Genomic DNA, 23,198 nt, shown 5'->3' with positions numbered 1-23,198 from the left:
ATCTTTATCCCCCTAATATTCATTTCATCTATTCGTTAATTTTCAAGCCAACTTCAAGCCCATGGAGAAATACTTGATGGCTATCCAAACATAAAAATTGCTCAATCTCTTCAAATTTCATATGACCAACTGAACAAACGCCTAAATTCAAAGTCTCAGCCACCATATTTAAGGTAGCAGTGATAATACCAGACTCAATACAAGCAAATAAATATCCATCTGAACCGTATTTTGGGATGGAAGCGTTCGCATTATAAACCAAATAAACTGAAAAGGCAGACTGAGTAAATAAATCTTGGTTAATTAACTCATGATCACTTTTGATTACTTGATCAATATTATTTACAATCACAAGACAGTTTTTTGATGGGTTATAATAATAAAATCCAGCTTTCATACCTTCTATACGTTTTGGTTTTATATAAATAAAGATATCAATAGGGTAGAGCCCGCCTGCACTTGCGTAATGATAGTATATATTTTCTTTCCTAACCTGTTTTAGAGTTGATATGAATTGGGAAAATTCTAAAAAACTAATATGTTTTTTCATATCGAATTGGCGACAAGACCTACGCTCCTTGATTATAGTTGGTAGCTCATTTGTTGTTTCAAGTTGAATTTCGGCTGGTCGCGCAGAAACGTGCGTTCGATTCAATTGTTCACTCATATACATATCTAAATATTCTTTAGAAAAGCGAATCTGGTCGCTATATGGATTTGGAAAAATCTTTTCTTGTGTGGAAAATACTTCTCTTGGGTGTAATATGTTACTTACTAACACACGATTTTTTATCATAAGCTCTATTGTTTTTTGTGTCTCTTCTACATTTCCTAAAGAAAAGCGTTCTACTAGTTCACTAATTTTCACACCTTTTTGAGTCAAAAAATAAAACTCAGGAAACCACTCAGACAGAATACCTGTAAATCTCATTTCCCCTATCAAAACTTCATTATGCAACTTCTCCCAATGTTTAATAGGAGACCAATAATAAATTTTCTCGCTCATATAACCCTCCATAAACTTTTAACTTAATTTTCAAATACACTTTTCTAATCTACAAAAATAATTTTTAGATTCTTCCTCTTGTCTCGAAGTGATTATAAATACATGTACTTCAATAAAGCTTGAGAATAATAAAATAACTTTTTCTTCATTAAAATTTTTTATTTCATCATAAAAAATATTTTTTTATTAGACATTTCACATCCTTTCCCATAGTAATCCTATAAGGTATAAACCATTTAGAACATTGGGAATATTCGTGTATTTCCAATGTGAAATTATTGTAATGGATTGGAAAGCAGATGGATATAGTTATTAAACACAATAATATTGAGAAAGTTTTATTTGTTATAGCAATAAAATTTTCTAATGAGATTTATTACATATAGCTTAAGAAAAGAATTTAATATTTTTCTTTTGAAGTTAGTGTGAAAATGCAACTTACTTTTACATACAAGTTATTTACTAACATATCGTATTTAAAATAGAGAAAAGACACCTTAAATGGTGTCTTTTCTCTATTTTAATTCCATATACTTTTTCATGTTTGCTATTTTTTAAACGATTTGTAGGAATTAATACAAAGATATCTTCTCCTCCTACTGTTACAATAGAAATAATTTCTTGTCTATTTCCTTTATTAAATTGTAATATAATTACAGTATGTGAAATTATATTAATTTAATTTTAAAAGCGAAGTGAAAATAACCGTCACTTCGCTTTTTGCATGTACAATCCTTATTACATGTACTCAATTCAGTATATACTTCCACATGACTTGCTTTTATTTAATCGGTTTCGCTGTTTTTAAAACGAATGAACTTAATGCAGGAACTTTAATTTTATTATTATGGACAACATAAAGTGTTTTACTACCTGCCTGCTTACCATCTACTAGTACTTTCCAAGGACCTTTCGATGGCAAAGTTATGTCAACGGATTCTCTATTTGCATTGTGAGCCACCATAAAGTTTTCATTTTTATTCCCATTGCCCTTTCCATCTATTGAATAAGCTATAACATTTTTGGGAGCATCTATAAATGATATATGCTTTTTAATTTGCTCAGTAGATGTCATTCGAAAAGCTGGGTACTTTTTGCGTAAATCTATTAAGCCCTTCATATAATCTACTTCATTATTATATGCTGCACGGCGTAACCAATCCATCTGGTTAATTGAATCAGGAGATTTGTAACTGTTATGATCACCATATTTCGTGCGCATAAACTCTTGCCCTGCATGTAAAAATGGAATTCCTTGTGATGTTAATAAAATTGAAGAAGACAATTTGTGCATTTGTTTTCGCACTTCTGCACTGTCACCTGGATTAGTTAACTCAAGTTTATCCCATAATGTATGATTGTCATGAGCTTCCACATAAGTTAATACCTGTTCCGGATCTTGATAGGTAGACGAATTTGTATCATAGTCAATGCCTGCTGTAATGCCTTTTTTAATACGGTCTTCCATGTTTTGCTTTCCATTTACAAAACCATTTTCTTTCTCTTCAAATACACTACCTTTCAATCCATCACGTATATTATCGTTAAAATGAGCAATCCCTTTCATTTTCTCCGCGTTTTTTTGATTTGCTTTCAACTCAGCTGCAAGAGGTGTATTTAAATCCCAGCCTTCTCCATGCAGTATAATGGAAGGGTCAATTTGATCAACAGCTTTACGTATCTCATTCATTGTTTCATAATCATGAATGCCCATTAAATCAAAACGGAATCCATCTAAATTGTATTCTTTTGCCCAATATGTGACAGAATCAACCATAAACTTCCTCATCATTTTTCGTTCTGAAGCAGTATCATTTCCTACTCCAGTTCCATTTGCAAATGTTCCATCTTCATTGTATCGGTAATAATAACCTGGAACTAACTTATGAAAATTAGATTCAGCCGCATTATACATATGGTTATATACTACGTCCATTACAACACGAAGATTATTATCATGTAGCACTTGAATCATTTGCTTTAATTCAGTTATTCGAACAGTCGGCTCATATGGATTTGTAGAATAGGAGCCCTCTGGGACGTTGAAGTTTTTCGGGTCATATCCCCAGTTGTATTGTGGTTCATTTAAAGTTTCTTCATTGACTGATGCATAATCAAATATCGGTAAAAACTGAACGTGCGTAACACCAAGATCTTTCATATGATCAAGTCCTGTTTTTACACCTTCAGGCCCTTTTGTTCCTTTTTCTGTTACCCCTAAATATTTTCCTTTCTGTTTAATGCCACTTTCAGGTTGGATGGAAAGATCGCGTACATGCAATTCATAAATAATAGCATCTTCCGGTTTTTTAAATTCCGGTTTTTTATTTGCTTTCCATTTTTTCGGATTTGTTTCGTTTAAATCAATGACTACACCTTTATCTCCATTTACAGAAGCAGCACGCACATATGGATCAACTGCTTCAGTCCATTTATCCCCAATTTTCACCTTATACGTATAAAAGAGACCTTTTTGGTTCCCTTTAATTTCTGCTTTCCAAGTTCCCTTTTCACCTTGTTGCATGTTTATTTCAGTACCTATTTTATCGTTCCATTTTTTATATGTAACTAACTTTGCTTCACTCGCAGTAGGAGCCCATACACGGAATTTTGTATGTTGCGGGGAATATATATTCCCTAGATCGTTACCACTATAATAAAATAATTTATCAAACTCTTCGCTACGAATGACTTTACCGATTTCAGTATTCGTATAAGCTAAGTTTTCTATTTTAACTTTGTATGTCTGTTTTAAATCAATTTTCTGTTCTGTAATTATTTTCACCTTATTAGTAATATCTCCACCATTTTTATCAAAAGGATTAATTTCCTTAATTTTAATGCCCTCAATTTCAATTTTCTGTTCCTTACTATTAAAAGGAACATTAGTCGTTACAGTGATTTCATTAAAACTATCAATAGTAGCTTTTTGAATTGTGAGATCTGAAGAAGGCTTAGAGTTATATACTTTTTCATCACCCGAAAGAATCCATACTTCAGCACGACCGTCCTTTATATTTTCAATCCAACGATCGCCACCATCTTTTTCCCACTCATTCGTACGAATAATAAATCCTACACGATTATAGTCACCATCTATTTTAATCTTTGCGTACTTTCCAAATTCATCTTCACCAGTAAATTCATATGATTTACCATTTGCATTTTCTCCCCACATCCAAAGATTCCAGTCTTTTGTGTTTCCAGACTGCTCTTTGTAATGAACGATAATTTCAGTTGTTTTTGAATTTGAAACTGCCTTCACATTCTGAAAAGAGAAAACAGATGATAACATAACGATTATAGTAAGTAATAAAACTGATTTGTTAATTAATCTTTTTGTTATTCGCACCACATACACCCTTTCTTTAAATAGTACGAGCGATTTATTATGCTCGTATAAATTACACTGCTTAAATTAAACTAGAAATCTCTTTTACTTCACCTCCATATTGGCTATTTTCACATATGTATTTCAATGACCTTTTAATACGAAAGCGTTTGCATTAAAACTTAAAAAAATAGATTTTTTATGCCTTTATATACTTATAAATACTAAAAGATCAGGGAAATCATTTTAAAGCAATCGTTTGTTATCGTTTTCATTCTATAGCACTTTCTATCAAGAGGTCAATATATTATTAATTTTCTGTTTTTATATACATTTAACCTTATATATTATTCGCAACGTATTGAAGATAGACAGCCTAATTATCGCTTAGTAAGTTTATTATCAATAATGCATTGCTGTGTAAAAAAACAGCTAATATCCTTAAAGTGACATTAGCTGTTTTTCATAATGTATTAATATAAGAATGAAAATGATACTTCTAACTTACTTAATTTTTGCTGCATCAAATGCCTTTTGAACTGCTTGAACTTCAGCTGTATTCGCTCCATATTTATTAGTTGCCACTCGAATACATGCAGACTTCAATTCTTTGAAATTAGAAGTCATGTTTAACTCATCTGTATTTGCATAATAGAAAATATCAAACATTTTATCTTCACCAATTCCTTTAACAGTTACTCCGTTATGAGTTCCGCCTTTTGCAATGAGATACGCAACTTTATTAATAATGCTTGAATTAAAATGAACGCCGCCTTGATCCCAGCCATTAAAATCGTTAAATTCACTGTAATCATCTGGATAAGGTACTCCAAGTGAAGATGGCACAGAAGCTGGGTTTTCCATATCACGGAAAACAGATCCGGTTTGTTCACCCATTGTCCAGTTAAATGTTCCGTTATTTACGTATTTCTCAATAGATGTTCCCATAATATCAGATAGTGCCTCATTGATTGCACCAGATTCACCGTAATATTCAAGATTAGATTCGCTAGAAGTAACAGCATGTGTAAATTCATGTCCAGCTACGTCATATGCTTTAACGATAGGATCGCCATATACAAGCATACTTCCATTATTAGCACTTAATGCATTCTGCCAATTTTTCGGATCGTTCGTATCTTCAGAATCCCAAGCATGTACAACTGAAACTACCTTTTGTCCCTTATTATCAAAACTATTACGCTTGTATTTATCTTTGTAAAAATCAAATACCTTTGTTGCTAAGTAATGAGCACTTACTGCTTTTGGATCGTTAAATGTTGTTGAAGTACTAGTTGCTAATGTACCAGGATAATAGCTTTCTTCTTTAGTAATATCTTTGTAATTCACATCATAAGTTTCAATTCCTTGCCCTCTTGTATAATCAGCAAGCGCATATTTGCCATTACTTTGTTTAGAAATACCAAATGAACGAGAAATACCTAAATCATCTTTTCCTGTTCCAGTTAATGATGTAAGACTGCTTTTTTTCCTTTCCTTTAAGGCCCCAACTAGTTTTTCACTTGCTTTTAAGTTAGATTCTTGTACCATATTTTTTAACATATTGCCATTTTGCGCATTTACTAAATAAGTTCCAGAAACATAGTTTGGTGTTGCAGCTTCAAATGTAACTTGGTATGCATTGCTAGCTTGTCCATTATTTTCATCAACAAAAATAACTTCCTTAATTTCTGGCTCAGAAATAAACTTGATATCGTTCCCGTACTTCGTAAAAATATATTGTTTTGCTTCATCTTTTGATAGATTAATAGTTTTTTTCAATTCTTCTTGTTTTAAATTTTGCGCGCTATCACCTGAAACACTTTTAATAACCCCCTTATTATCTACGTGTGCGGTTAATTGATGGCCATATACTTCTTTTCCTTCATATGTTTGCTGGATACGTACGAGTGTAGTCCCATCATACGAATCACGTTTTTGAAGAACTTTATAATCTACTCCTGTTTCTCCATTGACTTGTTTTTGGGACAGAGCTTGTTCTGTTTTCTCCTTAAGTGCATCCTTTACTACATTTTCTGGTGCCTTTTGTGACGGTTGTGTAAGTTCACCCGAACGGAACGATTCCTCCTGAATTTGAACTTGTAGTTGATCTGTTTCCTCTGCATGACCTATTCCGTATGGTGCCACAGCTGTTAAAGCTAATCCTGTTGTTAATGCTACCTTAGTTAATGTCTTTGTGTTTTTCATTTTTTCACCTCGTATAATTTTTGAAATAGAAAGCTTGTACAAAGTATACTGTCTATTTATGTCGAAAAAAAGAGAAAATACAAAATTTATGTAATATTATGCAAAATTACATAAATTGTGGTCAATATTGTAAATAATTAACGGAACACATAAGTACATTAATTTGAATAAAAAAAGAATCCTTTTTGGCAGCGCTCATCCAATTGGTTAGTTATTAATTACCTATATTTATTCTAATAAAAGTACACTTACATCTAAATAACAACATAAAAACCCACTCTTTACTATTGTAAGAGTGGGTTTAATGCTATTAAAATAACAATTACTATAAGAAACCTTATAATTTATATTTTTTTAGTAATCCTACTAAGTTTTTTATAAAATTCACCTTTTGTCTTTGTATGATTAAACTGATTTGGATTAATATTAGCTTTTTGTGAGAGTGCTACAATCTCTTCTTTTGTAATTGAATCTTTAGTATTTATAGATGCTATATTTGTATATTTTCCATCTTCTGTTTTTGGAATTTCTAAAATCCCTTTATTTACAAGATCAACTACAGCTTTATGCTCTGAAGAATGTGTATCTACACCAGTAATTTTCCAATTACGCATAACTTTTGGCGTATATACACCGTTCTTTACCTCTTTTAAATACGTAATAGCAAGGTTACGAATGGTTCCACCTGTTTCTCCGAATGCATTCTCTTGTTTAGATGACCAAGTTTGTTCAAATTTACGTCCCTCTAAAGCTCCCCCTTTTGCCTGTAGAGCCTCCATTCTATACGCATTCATTCCTAGCGTCATAACATCGCTCATTTTAATCGGTTTATTTGTACGAATAGAGCGTAAATTTGTAATTCTACTACCATATGGCTTTGTTAAATCAATTTCGTATTTTACGCCTCCAAAGAAATCATTCGTACTGTATTTAGACGCGCGACGGTTTTTATCAAAACTAACTGTTACATCTCCGGCACGAGATGAGTTAAAATATCCTGCTGCCCATTCCATATAGTCTTTTAAATCTTTTCCAGTTATCTTGTAAACTGTAATTTCTCCCAAAGCATATTGATAATTATACGCAATATCTTTCTTCTTTATAGGCCCTATATCCAAACGGGCAGAATCATTATCAATTTGATGGGCTACTACATCCGCTTTACTGTAATGGAGCATAACTTCATGAAAGAAATCTGATAAAGGTGTCTCTTGAATCTGCACACTTGGAATACCCTTTATTTCATTTTCAGGAACAAGGTTTCTCCCTTTTAATTGAGCAACTACAACATTTGCATCTCCTCTTGCATACTCATGAAAAGGTGTTAATGTTTCTTCAAGTGCAGAATCAGATAATACTGTTGTTCCATCAGCATTTTTTACAGGTATAGCGGTAGCTGTTTTATCTTTTAAAACAAGCTTTCCATCTTGCTTTGTAAAAGTAAGGTCAATACGTGAAATATGCGTTCCATATTTATCTGGTTCTGTAATAATTACGCCATTTACAACTTCTTTTTTTACAAGTTTATGCATATGAGCCGCAAAAATAGCGCTTAGTTCCGGACAAGCATTCGCAATATCTTGAACACCAGTACCTGGGATTCCATTCTCATTTTCTAGTCCCATATGCATAACCCCTACCATTACATCTACTTTACCTTCTAATTCTTTAATTGCCTTTTTTGTCTCTTCTACTGGATTTTTCACTACTAAACCATCCAAATGATCTGTCCCTTTTTCAAAATCACTAATCATTGGTGTATTCATACCAATAATCCCGACTTTAATTCCACCTTTTTCAACAATCGTATATGCAGGAAGAAAACGCTCTCCATTTTCCTTATAAATATTTCCTGCTAACGTCTTTCCTTTATATTGCTCACTAACTTTTTTCAATGTATCTAATCCAAAGTTGAATTCATGATTTCCAAATGCCCAGGCGTCATATCCCATTGTATTCATCGCTACCATCATTGGCGATTGTGGCTTATCGTTGAATAATTCTACTGAGTTTCCTTGAATTGTATCCCCGGCATCTACTAATATGGTATTTGGATTTTCTTGACGTACCTTCTTTATAACCGTATAAAGCTGCGTCAAACTTCCACTCATATTTGCTCCATCAAGCGCATAATCCCAAGGCATAAATCTACCATGAATATCTGCAGTACCTAACAATGTAATGTTAACATCAGATTCCTCAGCCTTAGAAATAGCTGGTTTGACTGTTACTGCTGTTACAAGAAGCATAAGAATAATAAAATAGCATACATAGTTCTTCCATTTCATTTTTTGCATAATAACAATATTTCTCCCCTTTTTGTACTGGCATAAAGTTGCTTGAACTTTAAAAATGTAACTTATTATTCGGAAAAATTCAACTACAAAAGATAATTTTGGAGGTGGTTTTACTGTGAAAATATAGAGAATCAAATGCATATTTCCCCTAACAGAATAGTATGTTATCGTTTTCTAACAAAATACTTCTTCCTCCAACGTGTGAAGAGCGCTAAACCAACGGTAGATGTATATGTGCTTTCAAAATTTTGGACATATAACTCATTTTCGGATTTCATTACCAATTTACTTCCTTCTATATGAAAATACTGAGATCACTTCCAAAAATAATAACCCCGCTCTTCATTTAAGACGGGGTTCCACTTATACAGCAAATCGGATTCAGTTTTTTTTCGAATGTTCGTTTCCTCTTCAGGAGTAAGATCTGCTAGTTTCGTATTTTCTTCTGCTTATTAGTTGCGTTCAACTACATTCATCATAATTTTAATCAGGATTTGAATTTTATCACTCGAACCCTTGATACTATCCCAAATCGCCCAATAAAAAGATAATGATTTTTACTTTTCAACTTCACAAAGCAATTTTATCTCTTTAATTTGTTCTATATGACGCTGTTCATGCAAATAGATCAGTTCTATCCACTGATCTAGAAGTAATTCTCCAAGAGCTGGATGCATCACTGATTTTTTCGCTAATATAGATTCATCTTCTATTGTACGCAGGAAACGCATCAATTCTTTTCTAGCGTTGTTTAACAAATCAATCATTTGCTGTACTTCAAATGTTTCTATACTTGGTTCAATCATTTCTGGAGCTATAAATTTTATCGATCTATCTAATACAATAGCGTGAATTTCTTTACGCTCATTTTGGATACTATCCATCTTTTTTAATCCTGACGAAATAACTGTTATAACTCTCTCGTCTAATAAAACTAAGTGATGACAAACTTGTGCTATACTCCATTTATCCTGATCTGGTTTTCTATTAAATTGAGCATCACTTAACAAAGTAATTTCCTCAAATAATTGCTTTCTCGTTTCATCAAACTTGTCATTTACAAATGTATTCATGTGAATTCTCCTTTCATTAGAACCTACATACTTAGATTCCTACGTTAGAAATATTCTCTATAGAAAAAAGATTTTCCTTCACTACTATTTCAATCAAATCTTTTCTTGCTTTAATAGTTTCTCTAATTCACGACGAAATATATGCGTTTTCTCAAAATCCTTGAGGTTTTCATGTGCTACAGTTACACCATAATACTTTCCACTGAATCCTTTCGATACAACTACGTAAAACGTTCCTAATTATCAATCTAGCATTAAGTAAATGTAAAAAATCACCCTATTTATTCATTTTTCATGCGTATGTATGTACATTTGTTAATTTATTCGATATATTATGGGTATTGAATGATTACGAAAAGATAATAGGTCGCTCGTATAACACCTTATATTTTTATATCCGTGAAAACTGCAAAATGTATGAAATTCCATTTGTCAAATGAATTTAATGCGGAAGGAGGTTTGTGGTTACTTCATCGGGATATAATAATCAGTTTTGAACTGATAAAAATATAGGAGGCGACATAATGTTTCGTACGATTTCAAATTTCATGAGAGTAGCTGAGATAAGAAACAAAATTCTTTTTACACTAGCGATGCTAATTGTTTTTCGAATTGGCACATTTATTCCAGTTCCTCATACTAACGCAGAGGTATTAAAGGTACAAGATCAAGCCAACGTTTTAGGTATGCTAAACGTATTTGGTGGAGGAGCATTGCAACACTTCTCGATCTTCGCTGTAGGTATTACACCATATATTACAGCTTCCATCATAGTACAATTACTACAAATGGACGTTATACCTAAATTTTCGGAATGGGCAAAGCAAGGTGAAATGGGCCGTAAGAAGTCAGCTCAATTTACTCGATACTTTACAATCATTCTTGCATTCATACAATCCATTGGGATGTCTTATGGTTTTAATAATATAGCAGGTGGACAATTAATAACAGATCAAAGCTGGACTACATACTTATTTATTGCGACAGTTTTAACTGCAGGTACTGCATTTTTACTTTGGTTAGGTGAACAAATTACCGCTAATGGTGTTGGTAATGGGATTTCAATGATTATCTTCGCAGGACTTGTTGCGGCAATTCCGAATGTTGCTAATCAAATTTACTTGCAACAATTTCAAAATGCAGGCGATCAATTATTCATGCACATAATAAAAATGGTTTTAATTGGACTCGTAATTTTAGCGATTGTTGTTGGTGTCATTTACATTCAACAAGCTGTTCGTAAAATACCCATTCAATACGCTAAAGCTGTATCAGGAAACAATCCATATCAAGGAGCAAAAAACACTCATTTACCACTTAAAGTAAATAGTGCTGGTGTAATTCCAGTAATCTTTGCTTCAGCCTTTTTAATGACGCCGCGTACAATTGCGCAGCTCTTCCCTGATTCAGGCGTATCCAAATGGTTAGTCGCAAACCTTGATTTTGCACACCCAATTGGAATGACGCTTTATGTCGGTCTTATCGTTGCTTTCACATACTTCTACGCATTTATTCAAGTAAATCCTGAACAAATGGCTGAGAATTTGAAAAAGCAAAACGGTTATGTTCCTGGTATTCGTCCTGGTAAAGCGACAGAGCAATATGTAACCAAAATTTTATACCGTTTAACATTTATCGGTGCAATTTTCTTAGGTGCAATTTCAATATTACCACTCGTATTTACGAAAATTGCTACGTTACCACCTTCTGCTCAAATTGGTGGTACAAGCTTACTTATTATCGTCGGTGTAGCACTAGAAACAATGAAGACGTTAGAAAGTCAACTTGTGAAACGTCATTACAAAGGGTTTATTAAAAAAGTGAATTAATTATAAAAACACAGTTGGTTATTTTCCCAGCTGTGTTTTTGATTTTACTAGCCCGATAATATACAGGGCCGTTACATTATCCAACTACATTTCCTTCTCTAATAACCGTCCTTGTTTGAAATAAGTCCGTAGTGTTGAACGATTGGCCAAAAATACACCTATCAATATGAAACAAGCACCTATACCCATTGCAGGATTTAATGGTTCTCCTAATACAATATATCCTACAATAATTGCTATTAATGGTGATACATATAACCACGTCGATGGGAATACAGGATTTGTTTTTGATAAAAGCCAGTAATATAATCCGTGCCCACCAATTGATCCGATAAATATGAGGTATAAAATAGGCCACTGTACGCTCCATGAGGTTAATACAGTTACATTCGGCTGCTCTACTATGAATGATACGATTAGTAGCAAAATCCCTCCATAAAACATTTGAATACCATTAATAAGAAATGGTGATACACTTCGTAAATCCGAAAGTATTTCTTTTGAGCGAATAGAACCTATTCCGTAAAATAACTCCCCTACTACTAAAATAATACAAGCAATACTCCATATGAAACTTACTTCTTGATGCATTCCTGGTAAAGAAACAAAAACAACGCCTATTAACGCAATAATTAAAGCGAAAAATTGCTCCTTTTGCAATTGTTTCTTATTTCTTCTTGCTTGTAATAATAAAATCATCATAGGACCTGTTGCAGAAAGTACAGCAGCTAACCCAGAAGAAATATATTGTTCAGCCCAGTACAAAGATGCGAATGTCATGAACGTTAAACAAAAGCCAGCATACATAATACGTTTTGAAAATACATGCGGCATAATTTCTTTTCGCTTCAACTTAAATATAAACATCAAGATTACTCCTGCTAAAAAGAAACGAATTCCTGCTGAAAATAATGGAGGCGCTCCTGCTTCAATTCCGATTTTTATCGTTAAAAATGTTGTGCCGAAAATAATACATACTAAAATATAATTGAAAATGACCATTTTTCTTCCTCCTTTTTACTCTTAACATGAGTATAGAGGGTTTCGTGTATAACAGTGTATCTATGCTTATAACAGTTACATCAAATTGTAGTTGATTCTCTTTCTTTTTTTCGCTTTAATTAAATAAAAAAGAAACAAGGTGAAGCCATGAAGATTGTAATACGGAAAGAATCCAACATACCGTATTATCAACAAATATATATGCAAATTGTTGAAAGAGTACAAAGTGGCATGCTTTCATATGGTGACTCCCTTCCATCATTACGTTATATGGCCGAAGATTTACAAATTAGCTTATTGACTGTTCGTAAGGCGTATAAGCAGCTAGAAACGAAAGGATATATACGCATCGAGCAAGGAAAAGGCGCTTATATATATAAACGTGTAAAGAAAGAGTTCAAAACTATTCCTTATAAATGGCAACAAACGAAAACTATTAATGTTATGCGTTCTCAATATGCAATGAATCAACACCGAAAATATTATGATTTTTCACAAGCGATTTTATATCCACGTCTATTACCAAATCCATTTCTAGCAGACGAAATGCACAAATTGCTGGATAAAAATCCGATGTTACTAGCAACTTATGGACCTATTCAAGGCGATTATGAACTTCGAGTTGAAATAGTTAATTATCTAAAAGAACATCAGAAATTAGTGACAGACCCCTCTCAATTATTAATTACAAGTGGTGCCCAGCAAGGAATTGATTTGATCGCTCAAACATTATTAAAACCTGGAGATATAGTATTAGTAGAAAGCCCTTGTTATGGCGCAGCACTTGATGTTTTTCTCAACAAAGGAGTGCAGATTATACCTATTAGTCTTGATAAAAACGGCATTCGCTCAGACTTAATAGATGACCTTTGTCAAAGAAAGAATCCTGTTTTGTTATATGTGAATCCTACTTTTCAAAACCCAACAGGTACAGTAATGAGTAAAGAACGGAGATTGGAACTTATAGAACTAGCGGAGTTATATGAGTTTTTTATAATTGAAGATGATTCTTTCGGAGAAATATATTTTGAGGATGCTATAGTTCCTCCTCCAATCAAAAGTTTTGATACGAATGGTCATGTAATATATTTAAAAGGTTTTAGTAAAACGTTAGCACCTGGACTACGTATCGCTGCACTTATAGCCGATGGGCCTATTTTTGAATGGTTATATGCTGTGAAGGGTTCGATGGATATCGGTAGCCCGTTATTAACGCAAAAAGCACTACTTCCTTTCTTACGTGCAGAACGTATGAAAAATCATTTAGAAAAATTACGCACCGCTTTACAAATTAGACGCGATTTAACAATCGCTATATTATCGCCACTAAAAGAAATACACTTTAAAATACCAAATGGCGGCTTTAATTTATGGATTACACTTCCTAATACAATTGATCCTTTTAACTTATTACAAAAAGCAAATGAAGCAGATGTCTCTTTTTTACCTGGAACAGCTTGTCTATTAAATAACGATACAAATAATAACCAATTAAGAATTAGCTATTCCATGTTAAATGAAAAAGATATGGCGATTGGATTAGAGAAATTACATGATACAATACGAAACTTTAATTTTTAAAAGTATGTTCACTAGCCCATCAAACTAAGAAAAGCTAATACCCCAAAATAAAAGTACTTTGGGGTATTATAAAATTATGGAGTACTCCAATTTATCTTTATTCACTACAAGTCAATATACAGCGGCTATCATCATTCCACTTTAATTACAATCTTACCTCTAACATGTTGCCCTTCACTCAAAATATGAGCTTCTCTAACCCCTTCTTCATTAAGTGACACAACTTTACTTATGATCGGTTTGATTTTTCCATGTACAATTAAATTTGATAACTCTTCTAATTGTTTTCCACTTGGTTTTAGCCATAAAAATCCTGATTTTATCCCTTTCATTTTATAATTTGGTTCATGAACAATCGAAACTAGAACACCGCCAGGTTTAATAATTTGAAAACTTTTTTCTTGTACTTCGCCACCGATTGTATCTAATACAATATCAAAATCTGATAGTAGCTCTTCAAATTTATCTTTTTTATAATCAATAACGAGATCCGCTCCTAAATCCTTTAAAAATTCTTCATTTTTACCACTTGCAGTAGTTGCAACAAAAGCTCCAAATGATTTTGCAATTTGGATTGCCAAACTTCCGACACCACCAGCTCCAGCGTGAATAAATACTCGGTCATTTTCTTTTATTTTTGCGTAATCTACAAGACTTTGCCAAGCAGTAAGTCCTGCGAGTGGAATAGAAGCTGCCTCTTCAAAACTTAGGTTAGTAGGCATATAAGTTACTAAATCTGATTTTACCGCAATGAATTCAGCATAAGATCCCTTCCCTATATTTTCAGGTTTCGTAAACACTTTATCTCCTATTTTGAAACCTTCTACCTCTTCTCCAACCTCTTCGATAACTCCAGCTACATCTAACCCTAAAGTAATTGGAAATGAAAATTGCAATTGTTGTTGTAAGTCTCCTTTTCTAGTTTTCCAATCAACTGGATTAACAGATGTTGCGAGAATGCGTATTAATACCTCGTTATATGTAACAACTGGTTTTAAAATTTGTCTTTCTTTTAGTTCTTCAACACTACCATATTCATCAATAACAATTGCTTTCATTTCCTCTCCTCCTTGCTGTTTATTTTAATAACTTACAATTATTTTTCAAATTTTTTTGCTTTGAATGACAATAAACATGTTTAGAGGTGGTATTTATGCTACGCTATTAATTAATGTGAGTTCCAAATTCAATTTTGTGTACATCTTAGAATCATACAGAATTTTATTTTCTATGTTTGTAATAAAATCCAAAAGAAATGGAGATAACACTATGACCGAAAAGATGATTAAAACAAACGGGACTGATATTTGTACAGAAAGCTTTGGAAATCCTAATAATCCAGCAATTTTATTAATTATGGGAGCTACGTGTTCAATGGTTTATTGGGATGAAGAATTTTGTGAACAGTTAGCTAGCACAGGGAAATTTGTCATTCGCTTTGATAACCGTGATGTAGGACGCTCTGTTACATACGAACCTGGAACTTCCAATTATACGGTAACAACTATGGCTGAAGATGCAATTGGGGTGCTGGATGCCTATCATATTGATAAAGCGCACTTATTTGGTATGTCATTAGGTGGCATGATTGCTCAAATTGCCGCTGTAAAACATCCTGAAAGAATTTTAACGTTAACTTTACTAGCAACAAGTGTTATAGGCTCAGATAACAACACTCGCGATTTACCTCCGATGGATGAAAGAATTTTAATACATCACGCAAATGGTGCAAATTTAGATTGGTCAAATCAAAACGCTGTGACAGAGTATTTAGTTACAGGCTCTCGTCTATTGTGCGGCTCAAAACGTTCATTTGATGAAAACAGAGTTTATACACAAGTAAAACTCGAAATAGAAAGGGCTAACAATCTATTAAGTATGTTTAATCACGCTTTACTTCAAGGTGATGATGCTTATGAAGGTGTACTTAGCTCCATACAAGCACCCACATTAGTAATTCACGGAACTGACGATACAGCACTACCATTTGAACATGGTCTCGCACTTATTGATGAAATTCCAAACTCAGCACTTTTAACTCTTGAAGGAGCAGGACATGAAAATCATCCTGATGACTGGAAAAACATTATTCAAGCAGTAACAGAACATACATCTAAAATATAGATAAATAATAAATAGAAGGGGCACAAATTTGTATTGTGCCCCTTCTATTTATTGGACTAGTGGTACACTAACAAAAACCCATCACTGTATCCATATGTATAGTGATGGGCTTACCTATATTTTTCTATGTTTAAAAAAATGGACAATCTAACTGATCAACAGATTCCCATGATTTTTTTTTTACACTTTCGGTGGATTTATTCGCTTCTAGTGGTACGTTTTTAAAAGGATTTACTTCGACTTTTAATAAGGATGAGGGCTCCATATATAATGAGAAAACATGGCTATTTGGTAAAGTTTTTGACACATCAATATCTCCTACTTGTTTAAATAATTGCTGTGCTGCAAAGAAAAAGAAATTAGTTGGGTTTGATTGTTTATTAAGCCATGCAAGCATTTCAGGTGATACTGATTTATGAATATTGATTTTCACTCGATCACCACGTTTATATCGCCTAGATCGCATGTTGCCACCAACTAACTTATCGTTAAGTTTGTAAACCCTAACTCTTTTTGTTTATGTTCTCTATACTTTGGCGAACAAGTGTAGACCAATAATCCTCTTGCATTTGTAAATAATGGATTATCGACAAAGATTACATTTGTTAAACGCCCTTTTTGTTTTAAAATCATTTTCAAGCTATTTTTAATGATAACTGCGCCCCCGCCATAAATAAACACGTATGGATCGTCTTTCATATCATCAATTTTGTTAATAATATCTGTTGCGACACGCGCCGCTAATCCTAATAGTGCTGGTTGTGATTCCTCAACTAATAATGCATTCCTAGGATGTTTATCATTTAAATAAATTTGATTGAATTCTGTAATACTGTCAATCGTCTTTGTTGGATACTTCCGGTTCCATCTCGTAATAATTTGTAGTAACGTTTCTTTTACACCGTACGATAATCCTTTACTTAATTGCGGACGGAAATTTACCCCTAACGAAACAACTTCTTCTGTTGTCCCCGCTCCAATATCAAAAGACAATAAAGTTTTATCAACAAAATCTATTTCTGAAATTTGATTTTGTTCACATTCTATTTTATGTTTCACAACATTTCCTTCTTCATCATATACAATGCCCCACGTCCCAGAAGCGCCCTCAGGCAGACATTTACAAAACTCAATAGAAACATTAATAGTAACATCACGACCGTTCGGATAATGGAAAACAACTTTATGATTTCCCATATAACGTTTTGCATTTTCGGCAGCTATTTCTTGTGTAATAAGCTGCATAGGAAGAGCGACAGATAAATCATATCGAATGTTAATATGACTAGAAGTTGGACTTTGACGCATAGCACTTACTGCTAAACCCGATAGTATTGTAATAACCATTAGCTCATCCGTCGACTTATTCGATTTCTTCTCCACTTCAGTACCTTTTAATTGATCTTGAATGACTTTTTCTCCAACGATGTACCGTACATTATTTAACATTAGCGATGGAGAACTAATGGTCACATCGATATGATTTTCTAATTCAGATAATGACACATCCCCCTCATCTAACAATCCTGTAGGCTCACCTATATATAAAGAATAAATACTCGGAATAAAAATAGGGTCTTGCCCTTTCACCATTAACTTCAAACCGTTATTTCCTGCATCTGCACCAGCTTTTAAAAGTATAGACATAACTACCCCCTAAATTAATCTGACATCCCTTCCAAATATATGCGAGCCTATTCTTTTACATTCAAATGTAATGTAATTTTTTATTTATCATTAAAACAAAATACTATATACCTTCGCCTTGCTTGTAAAAAGTATTTGACATGAACCTTTTCCAATTTTATACTATAAATGGAAAGAGTTTTTTACAATCGTGGGGGTGTTGTTCTAATATGAATCGTAAAAAATTCATTTTAATAACAATTGTTTTATCATTAGTCGGAGTACTTATACACGGAGCTTATAAATACATCAATGGAGGTGTAATTTTAGGTGGAACAATTTTTACAAGCGCTTTAATACTTAGCTACCTCATCAATCATATTACATGGGGAGATCCCACGGTGTATCAGAAGAAAGTCAGGATGAAATGGGACAGCAAATTACATATAAAAGCTTTAAAATCGCGTATTTTGTACTTGTAGTTGTATTGTTCCTTCTATTACTCTTCTCGGAAGGTTTTTCTATGGGTTCCAATTTAGATGGAGTTAAAAACCTACCACTGTTTATCGCACTTTGTTCTTCATTCTTTATTTATCCTATTGTCGAACTCATAGTTGCAAAACAATATAAATAAAAGATGAGGTTTTCTATATATAGAAACCTCATCTTTTTATATTTACATACCCTCTACAATTGCTTTTAATTTATTAACAGTTCGCCAATTCCTTACTGTAGCTGGTGTATGTAACTTCTGAAATTGGTTCATTAATTTAGAATTCCGAATGGTATTTTTGAAATACAAATATACAACCTTCTCATCTATATAGCAATCTTCAAGTTCACTTTTGTACATAAGTAACTGCTTCCTCTCATCTTCAGAAAATGGATGAGCTAAAAAGGCAACGTGTATACTTTCTCCTTCTAACAAAGCATCCGCCTTATAAGGGGAATATTTTATAGTATTTATTAATTCTTCATTTGTTTTTAGGATAACTTGAACATCAAAATTAAATTCCTTTTTAATTTCAAATTCAATTTTTACTTTTAGAGCGTTTATATCTTCCTTAGATTCAAACACGATATTACCGCTTTGAATATATGTTTTCACTTGTTTTAATCCTATTGATTCAAACAATCGTTTTAAATCTGCCATTTTGATTATTTTATGTCCACCTACATTGATTCCCCTTAGTAACGCAATATAAATTGTCATATCATTACTCCTCGCATATTCATTGACCTTTCAACTATATATATTGAAACCTTTATCTTTTTTGATACCGACTTTCGTTTTTACTAACATAGCACAAAATAAAAAGAACTTACTACAAGAATGTTCAAGAGTAAGTTTTCTATCCCGTTATTTTATTATAGGTAAATGCATTATTATTTGTTGACCAATCGGTCCCATTCTTCTAAAGCCTCTATCTTCGAAGCCAACTTTTTCATATAACTTTTGTGCTGGCATATTTTTTTCATTTACAGCAAGTACAACTTCATTTTCTATTGGAAAATAACGTTTTACAAAATCTTTTAATAATGCCAATGATTTTTTAGCGTATCCTCTTCTTTGTTTATTATAATTTATAGAAAATGATGTTAAAAGTAAAGCATCTTCATTCTCTGTGAACTCTTGTACTCTTTCGCCTGTTTGTAATGCGAAAAGACCAACAGGTACCCCGTTGTAATCTAAAATAACAATTACATTTTTTGTGCGATCGCTTTTTGCTTTTTTCAATAATTCGCCTGGATCTGATGTGAATTGAACTTGTTCACTTGGTAAAGTAAATGATTGTATAATTTCTTTATACGTCTCCTTATACGGAACTAATTGTATTTCCCCAGTATGTATGTTCATGCTATACTCTCCCATTTTTATCAAATTAACTTAAACCTTGCTGTGATTTAGAATGCACTTTTCCATCCAAAAATGTAATTTCAACAAATGAATTTGGATTATTCCCCTTCCAAGCAAAAATTTGTTTAATTTGTGTAGAATGTTCTACCCCTTCTTCTATAAGTAAATTTCCTTCAAAACCGATTAAATCTTTCACTTCTGTATAAGTCATTCCTTCATCTATTTTTGAGAAATGATTTATATTGATAAATTCTTTCTTCTGACTTTCCATCACAGTAGAAGAAGTCGCTGTTTGCTTTTTCACTTCTTTCTTTTGTTCACAGGCTGTCATACTGAAACTTAGGCAGAAACCACATAAAATAAATGCACTTTTTTTCATCATAACAGTTGTCCCTCCCACAATAATTAAACCATATATTCCCTTAAAAATAAACTGAATATTTAATATTATATTTAAAAAGCCTCGTACAATTTAGTACGAGGCTCATTTTACTTATTCAAATGATTATTAGATTGGTCATTCTGTTCTTTTCTTAGTTCTTGTTCTTCATCTTTTGGTAATTGCTTGTCATTATCTTTAATTGGATTCGTTTCTCTATTTTCAATCATATCATTCGGAACTTGTGGCATCACGCGGCCAACAATTGCTGCTAATTCATCCAGTATACCTTCGCCAGTTTTCCCTTTTTTAATTTGCTTTCCAATTTGTTTCAGCCGTTCATACGTATCAACATCAGCTACAACGACTGCATTCGCACCATCCGGATCGTTTTTTAAACTTTCTGCAACAGAGTACTTAATTGACTCAACACGAGTTCGGTCTAGTTTCGCTTTTACATCAATACCTACAATAGCATATTTTCCAACAACTACTGCTGTTGCATCATTCACACCTGGCACACTTGCCGCTAAAGATGCTAAATGATCCGCTGCTTTTTCATTTGGCTTATTTGATTTGTTTGTATAATTAACATTTTTCATTGAGACATTTTTTTGTTCTGGCTTTTCATTTGGATTGTCTTTTTTTCCAATACTGCATCCAGTTATAAAAAAGCAAAGCATCAACACATATATTAGGATTTTCATTCTTTTCACCACTTTACTATTAAGGTTTAATCATAAATTTTTTCAACAGCTTGCATTTTTTTCACTTTTTCTTCTGCTCCGCTATTCGCATTGATGAAAATTTGATACGTATCTTTCCCTAACGTTCCAACAAATTCATAGCAAAGTACTTCATTATGCAAATCATTTACTACAACTGCTTTTCGCTCTTCCATCACTTTCACATCAGGGTTAATTTTCTTCCTTGCTTCTGCTGCAGTTAGCTTGGCAGACGGAATTGTTCGTTTTTGATGTGATGCTAAATATTCTTTTGCAGAAAATCCAACGATAGATCCGTCGTCTAAAGCAATTTTCATTTGGATTGCTTCCGGATAAATCCGTACGCCATTCTCATTTACTACATAAGTAAACACGCCGATAGTATCATATTGAGAACTATCATAGAGCTCCATATTATTAAACTTATGATCCTTTAAAAACGTCAATCCTTTACTTCCTGCATCATTTAAACTAATTTTCTGTTCTTTAATTTCTCGATTATTCATTACCCAAATTGGATATCCGCCTTTTCCGGTAATATCCATGTAAAACTCATTATTCGTTGCAGAGTCTTTAATCTTCACACTATAGAATGATTCTTTCGCACCTTTTCCACTTTTCTCTACATCGACTTTTTCATTTCCTTTTAAATTTAAAAATGATTTTGCGATTTTTGCTGCTTCATCTTTAGAAATTGCCTTTCCTTCTGCTTCAAATCCACCTTTTTTATTTTTTTGTGCACTTGTAAAGGTCGGTCCGAAGTTTGTAGAAGAGTATGATGTTACGTTTTTCTCTACAGTTTTTAATCCATCAATAATTGTGTTATCTGCTGGATCGCGATTTGATGCAAGTGCCATTTCAACATCCATCCAGCGTAAATTATTTTTCAAAACAAGATGTTGTACTTTCCTTAGTTCATCTTGTATATTTCCCGCATTTGAATATAAAGTTTGCAACGTTTTATATTCTTGTTCATTTAACGGCTCTTTTTCTAAATCACGAATGGCTGCACGGTAACTAAAATCACCGATATTTGCTAAAAACTCTTCCGTTTTATTAAACGGCATTAATGTTAACGGGAGTTGTCCTACATCTGAACGAGCTTCAGATGTTAAACGCCATACATCTGCTAATGCAGGTGATAAAGATGAGCGTGAATTCATCGCAAGTGTTGTACCAATTTTATCGTGTAATAAATCAACTTCGTATGCTAAATCATGGAATGCTCGTTGATAACTATTTTCCGCTCGAATTAAAACCGCATTTTTCTCTTGGTGCTCTTTATAGCCCCAATATCCTGTTCCAACTACACCAACTGTTAATAATACAATGATAATACCTCTTAACATTGTCCCACCTCCGCTCTATTTACAGAAAATATGTTTACCAATTTTTTTAATTTGTGGACGAGTCCAAATCCATTTACTTGTCGCAGTATCTGGGTTGAAATAATATAAAGCATTTCCTGTTGGATCCCAGCCGTTTATCGCATCTAAAACCGCTTTTTTCGCTGTTTCATTTGGCGTTAAATATATTTGTCCATCAGCCACCGCTGTAAACGCTCTCGGCTCAAAGATTACACCTGAAACGGTATTTGGGAATGATGCGCTTGTAACACGGTTCAAAATAACTGCAGCTACTGCAACTTGTCCTAAATACGGCTCACCACGTGATTCTCCATATACTGCATTTGCCATGAGCTGAATGTCATTTTGGGAATAACCGTTCGGAACATTTGTCCCTTTATTTTGTGGTGGTTTATTTTCTTGTGCAGTGCCACCACTATTTCCTTTATTCGTTGTCGTCCCTTTATTCGCAGTCGACTTATCATACTTTGTTGCCTTTACGAGCATCTGCTTCGTTTTAGCACCCGCTAAACCATCAACAGGTAGTCCAAATTTCTCTTGAAAATTCCGAAGTGCCCAATATGTACCCCATCCGAAAACACCATCTACTTTTCCTGTATAAAATCCGTTATATTTCAAACGAGATTGTAGTTCAATGACATCTTCACCGGATGCTCCTCTTTGAATGACTTGATTAGAAAAAGCTTCTACATTCTTTAGTTGTATACTACTGACCATTAAAGACAGTCCTATGAACGCAAGTAAAACTACTATTTTAAAAATAGCTTTTTGGCGCATAATTTTCCCTCCTTA

General features: G+C 33.2%; 18 protein-coding genes and 1 pseudogene. 4 read left to right on the top strand and 15 right to left on the bottom strand.

Annotation, left to right across the window (positions count from 1 at the left end; translation table 11 throughout):
• Window positions 1–28 precede the first annotated feature (28 nt).
• From G9F74_RS17040 to G9F74_RS17020, 5 genes are all read right to left on the bottom strand, one after another.
• Window positions 29–1,006 carry a SagB/ThcOx family dehydrogenase gene (locus G9F74_RS17040; protein WP_001290973.1) on the bottom strand — a complete coding sequence of 326 codons (978 nt, stop codon included), beginning with the start codon at window positions 1,004–1,006 and terminating at the stop codon, window positions 29–31.
• 781 nt (window positions 1,007–1,787) lie between these two features.
• Window positions 1,788–4,358 carry a type I pullulanase gene (gene pulA / locus G9F74_RS17035; RefSeq protein WP_016108555.1) on the bottom strand — a complete coding sequence of 857 codons (2,571 nt, stop codon included), beginning with the start codon at window positions 4,356–4,358 and terminating at the stop codon, window positions 1,788–1,790.
• 483 nt (window positions 4,359–4,841) lie between these two features.
• On the bottom strand, window positions 4,842–6,545 hold the full coding sequence (locus G9F74_RS17030) for a M4 family metallopeptidase (RefSeq protein ID WP_016108556.1): 1,704 nt from the start codon (window positions 6,543–6,545) through the stop codon (window positions 4,842–4,844).
• Between the two features lie 344 nt (window positions 6,546–6,889).
• Entirely contained in the window at window positions 6,890–8,842 is a 1,953-nt protein-coding gene (locus G9F74_RS17025) for a bifunctional metallophosphatase/5'-nucleotidase (RefSeq protein WP_002038889.1), read from the bottom strand.
• A gap of 557 nt (window positions 8,843–9,399) precedes the next feature.
• Complete coding sequence (locus G9F74_RS17020; RefSeq protein ID WP_001091625.1) at window positions 9,400–9,915, bottom strand: DinB family protein; 516 nt, start codon at window positions 9,913–9,915, stop codon at window positions 9,400–9,402.
• A 524-nt stretch (window positions 9,916–10,439) separates the two neighbouring features.
• Here G9F74_RS17020 and secY point away from each other — a divergent pair.
• On the top strand, window positions 10,440–11,744 hold the full coding sequence (gene secY, locus G9F74_RS17015; protein ID WP_000490108.1) for a preprotein translocase subunit SecY: 1,305 nt from the start codon (window positions 10,440–10,442) through the stop codon (window positions 11,742–11,744).
• A gap of 84 nt (window positions 11,745–11,828) precedes the next feature.
• On the opposite strand, the gene G9F74_RS17010 is transcribed toward secY, so the two are convergent.
• Complete coding sequence (locus G9F74_RS17010) at window positions 11,829–12,746, bottom strand: DMT family transporter (RefSeq protein WP_000234345.1); 918 nt, start codon at window positions 12,744–12,746, stop codon at window positions 11,829–11,831.
• A gap of 147 nt (window positions 12,747–12,893) precedes the next feature.
• Between G9F74_RS17010 and pdxR the strand changes: the two genes are divergently transcribed.
• Window positions 12,894–14,327 carry a MocR-like pyridoxine biosynthesis transcription factor PdxR gene (gene pdxR, locus G9F74_RS17005; RefSeq protein ID WP_000706569.1) on the top strand — a complete coding sequence of 478 codons (1,434 nt, stop codon included), beginning with the start codon at window positions 12,894–12,896 and terminating at the stop codon, window positions 14,325–14,327.
• 131 nt (window positions 14,328–14,458) lie between these two features.
• Here pdxR and G9F74_RS17000 read toward each other — a convergent pair whose 3' ends face one another.
• The gene (locus tag G9F74_RS17000; RefSeq protein ID WP_000644551.1) at window positions 14,459–15,385 is read right to left on the bottom strand and encodes an NADP-dependent oxidoreductase; all 927 of its coding nucleotides are present in this window, start codon (window positions 15,383–15,385) and stop codon (window positions 14,459–14,461) included.
• A gap of 211 nt (window positions 15,386–15,596) precedes the next feature.
• On the opposite strand from G9F74_RS17000, the gene mleBCA reads away from it, so the two are divergent.
• Window positions 15,597–16,451, top strand: coding sequence for a BCA family alpha/beta fold macrolide esterase (gene mleBCA, locus G9F74_RS16995; RefSeq protein WP_000136875.1), 855 nt, complete (start codon window positions 15,597–15,599; stop codon window positions 16,449–16,451).
• Between the two features lie 130 nt (window positions 16,452–16,581).
• Here the strand turns inward: mleBCA and G9F74_RS16990 are convergent, their stop codons facing one another.
• Window positions 16,582–16,917, bottom strand: a complete 336-nt coding sequence (locus G9F74_RS16990) for a hypothetical protein (protein ID WP_001257765.1) — start codon at window positions 16,915–16,917, stop codon at window positions 16,582–16,584.
• Window positions 16,918–16,928: 11 nt separating this feature from the next.
• Complete coding sequence (locus G9F74_RS16985; protein WP_000025612.1) at window positions 16,929–18,098, bottom strand: ParM/StbA family protein; 1,170 nt, start codon at window positions 18,096–18,098, stop codon at window positions 16,929–16,931.
• Between the two features lie 209 nt (window positions 18,099–18,307).
• Here G9F74_RS16985 and G9F74_RS16980 point away from each other — a divergent pair.
• Window positions 18,308–18,711: pseudogene (locus G9F74_RS16980) on the top strand (DUF2178 domain-containing protein).
• Window positions 18,712–18,753: 42 nt separating this feature from the next.
• Here G9F74_RS16980 and G9F74_RS16975 read toward each other — a convergent pair.
• From G9F74_RS16975 to sleB, 6 genes are all read right to left on the bottom strand, one after another.
• On the bottom strand, window positions 18,754–19,290 hold the full coding sequence (locus G9F74_RS16975) for a DUF1697 domain-containing protein (protein WP_000158250.1): 537 nt from the start codon (window positions 19,288–19,290) through the stop codon (window positions 18,754–18,756).
• A 147-nt stretch (window positions 19,291–19,437) separates the two neighbouring features.
• Window positions 19,438–19,935, bottom strand: a complete 498-nt coding sequence (locus tag G9F74_RS16970; RefSeq protein ID WP_001020893.1) for a GNAT family N-acetyltransferase — start codon at window positions 19,933–19,935, stop codon at window positions 19,438–19,440.
• 25 nt (window positions 19,936–19,960) lie between these two features.
• Window positions 19,961–20,317, bottom strand: a complete 357-nt coding sequence (locus tag G9F74_RS16965) for a hypothetical protein (protein ID WP_000976449.1) — start codon at window positions 20,315–20,317, stop codon at window positions 19,961–19,963.
• Window positions 20,318–20,424: 107 nt separating this feature from the next.
• Window positions 20,425–21,021: a YhcN/YlaJ family sporulation lipoprotein gene (locus tag G9F74_RS16960; protein ID WP_000698005.1), complete on the bottom strand. Its 597-nt coding sequence runs from the start codon at window positions 21,019–21,021 to the stop codon at window positions 20,425–20,427.
• 26 nt (window positions 21,022–21,047) lie between these two features.
• Window positions 21,048–22,388, bottom strand: a complete 1,341-nt coding sequence (gene ypeB / locus G9F74_RS16955; RefSeq protein WP_000943731.1) for a germination protein YpeB — start codon at window positions 22,386–22,388, stop codon at window positions 21,048–21,050.
• A 15-nt stretch (window positions 22,389–22,403) separates the two neighbouring features.
• A complete protein-coding gene (gene sleB, locus G9F74_RS16950; RefSeq protein ID WP_001249060.1) occupies window positions 22,404–23,183 on the bottom strand; it encodes a spore cortex-lytic enzyme in 780 nt (259 codons plus the stop codon).
• Between the last annotated feature and the right edge of the window lie 15 nt (window positions 23,184–23,198).

The sequence above is a fragment of the Bacillus sp. EKM202B genome, assembly GCF_011066025.1.
GTDB classification, from domain to species: Bacteria; Bacillota; Bacilli; order Bacillales; family Bacillaceae_G; genus Bacillus_A; species Bacillus_A toyonensis.
The sequence above is the reverse complement of the archived record's forward strand: the minus strand, read 5'-3'. Positions and strand labels throughout refer to the sequence as shown.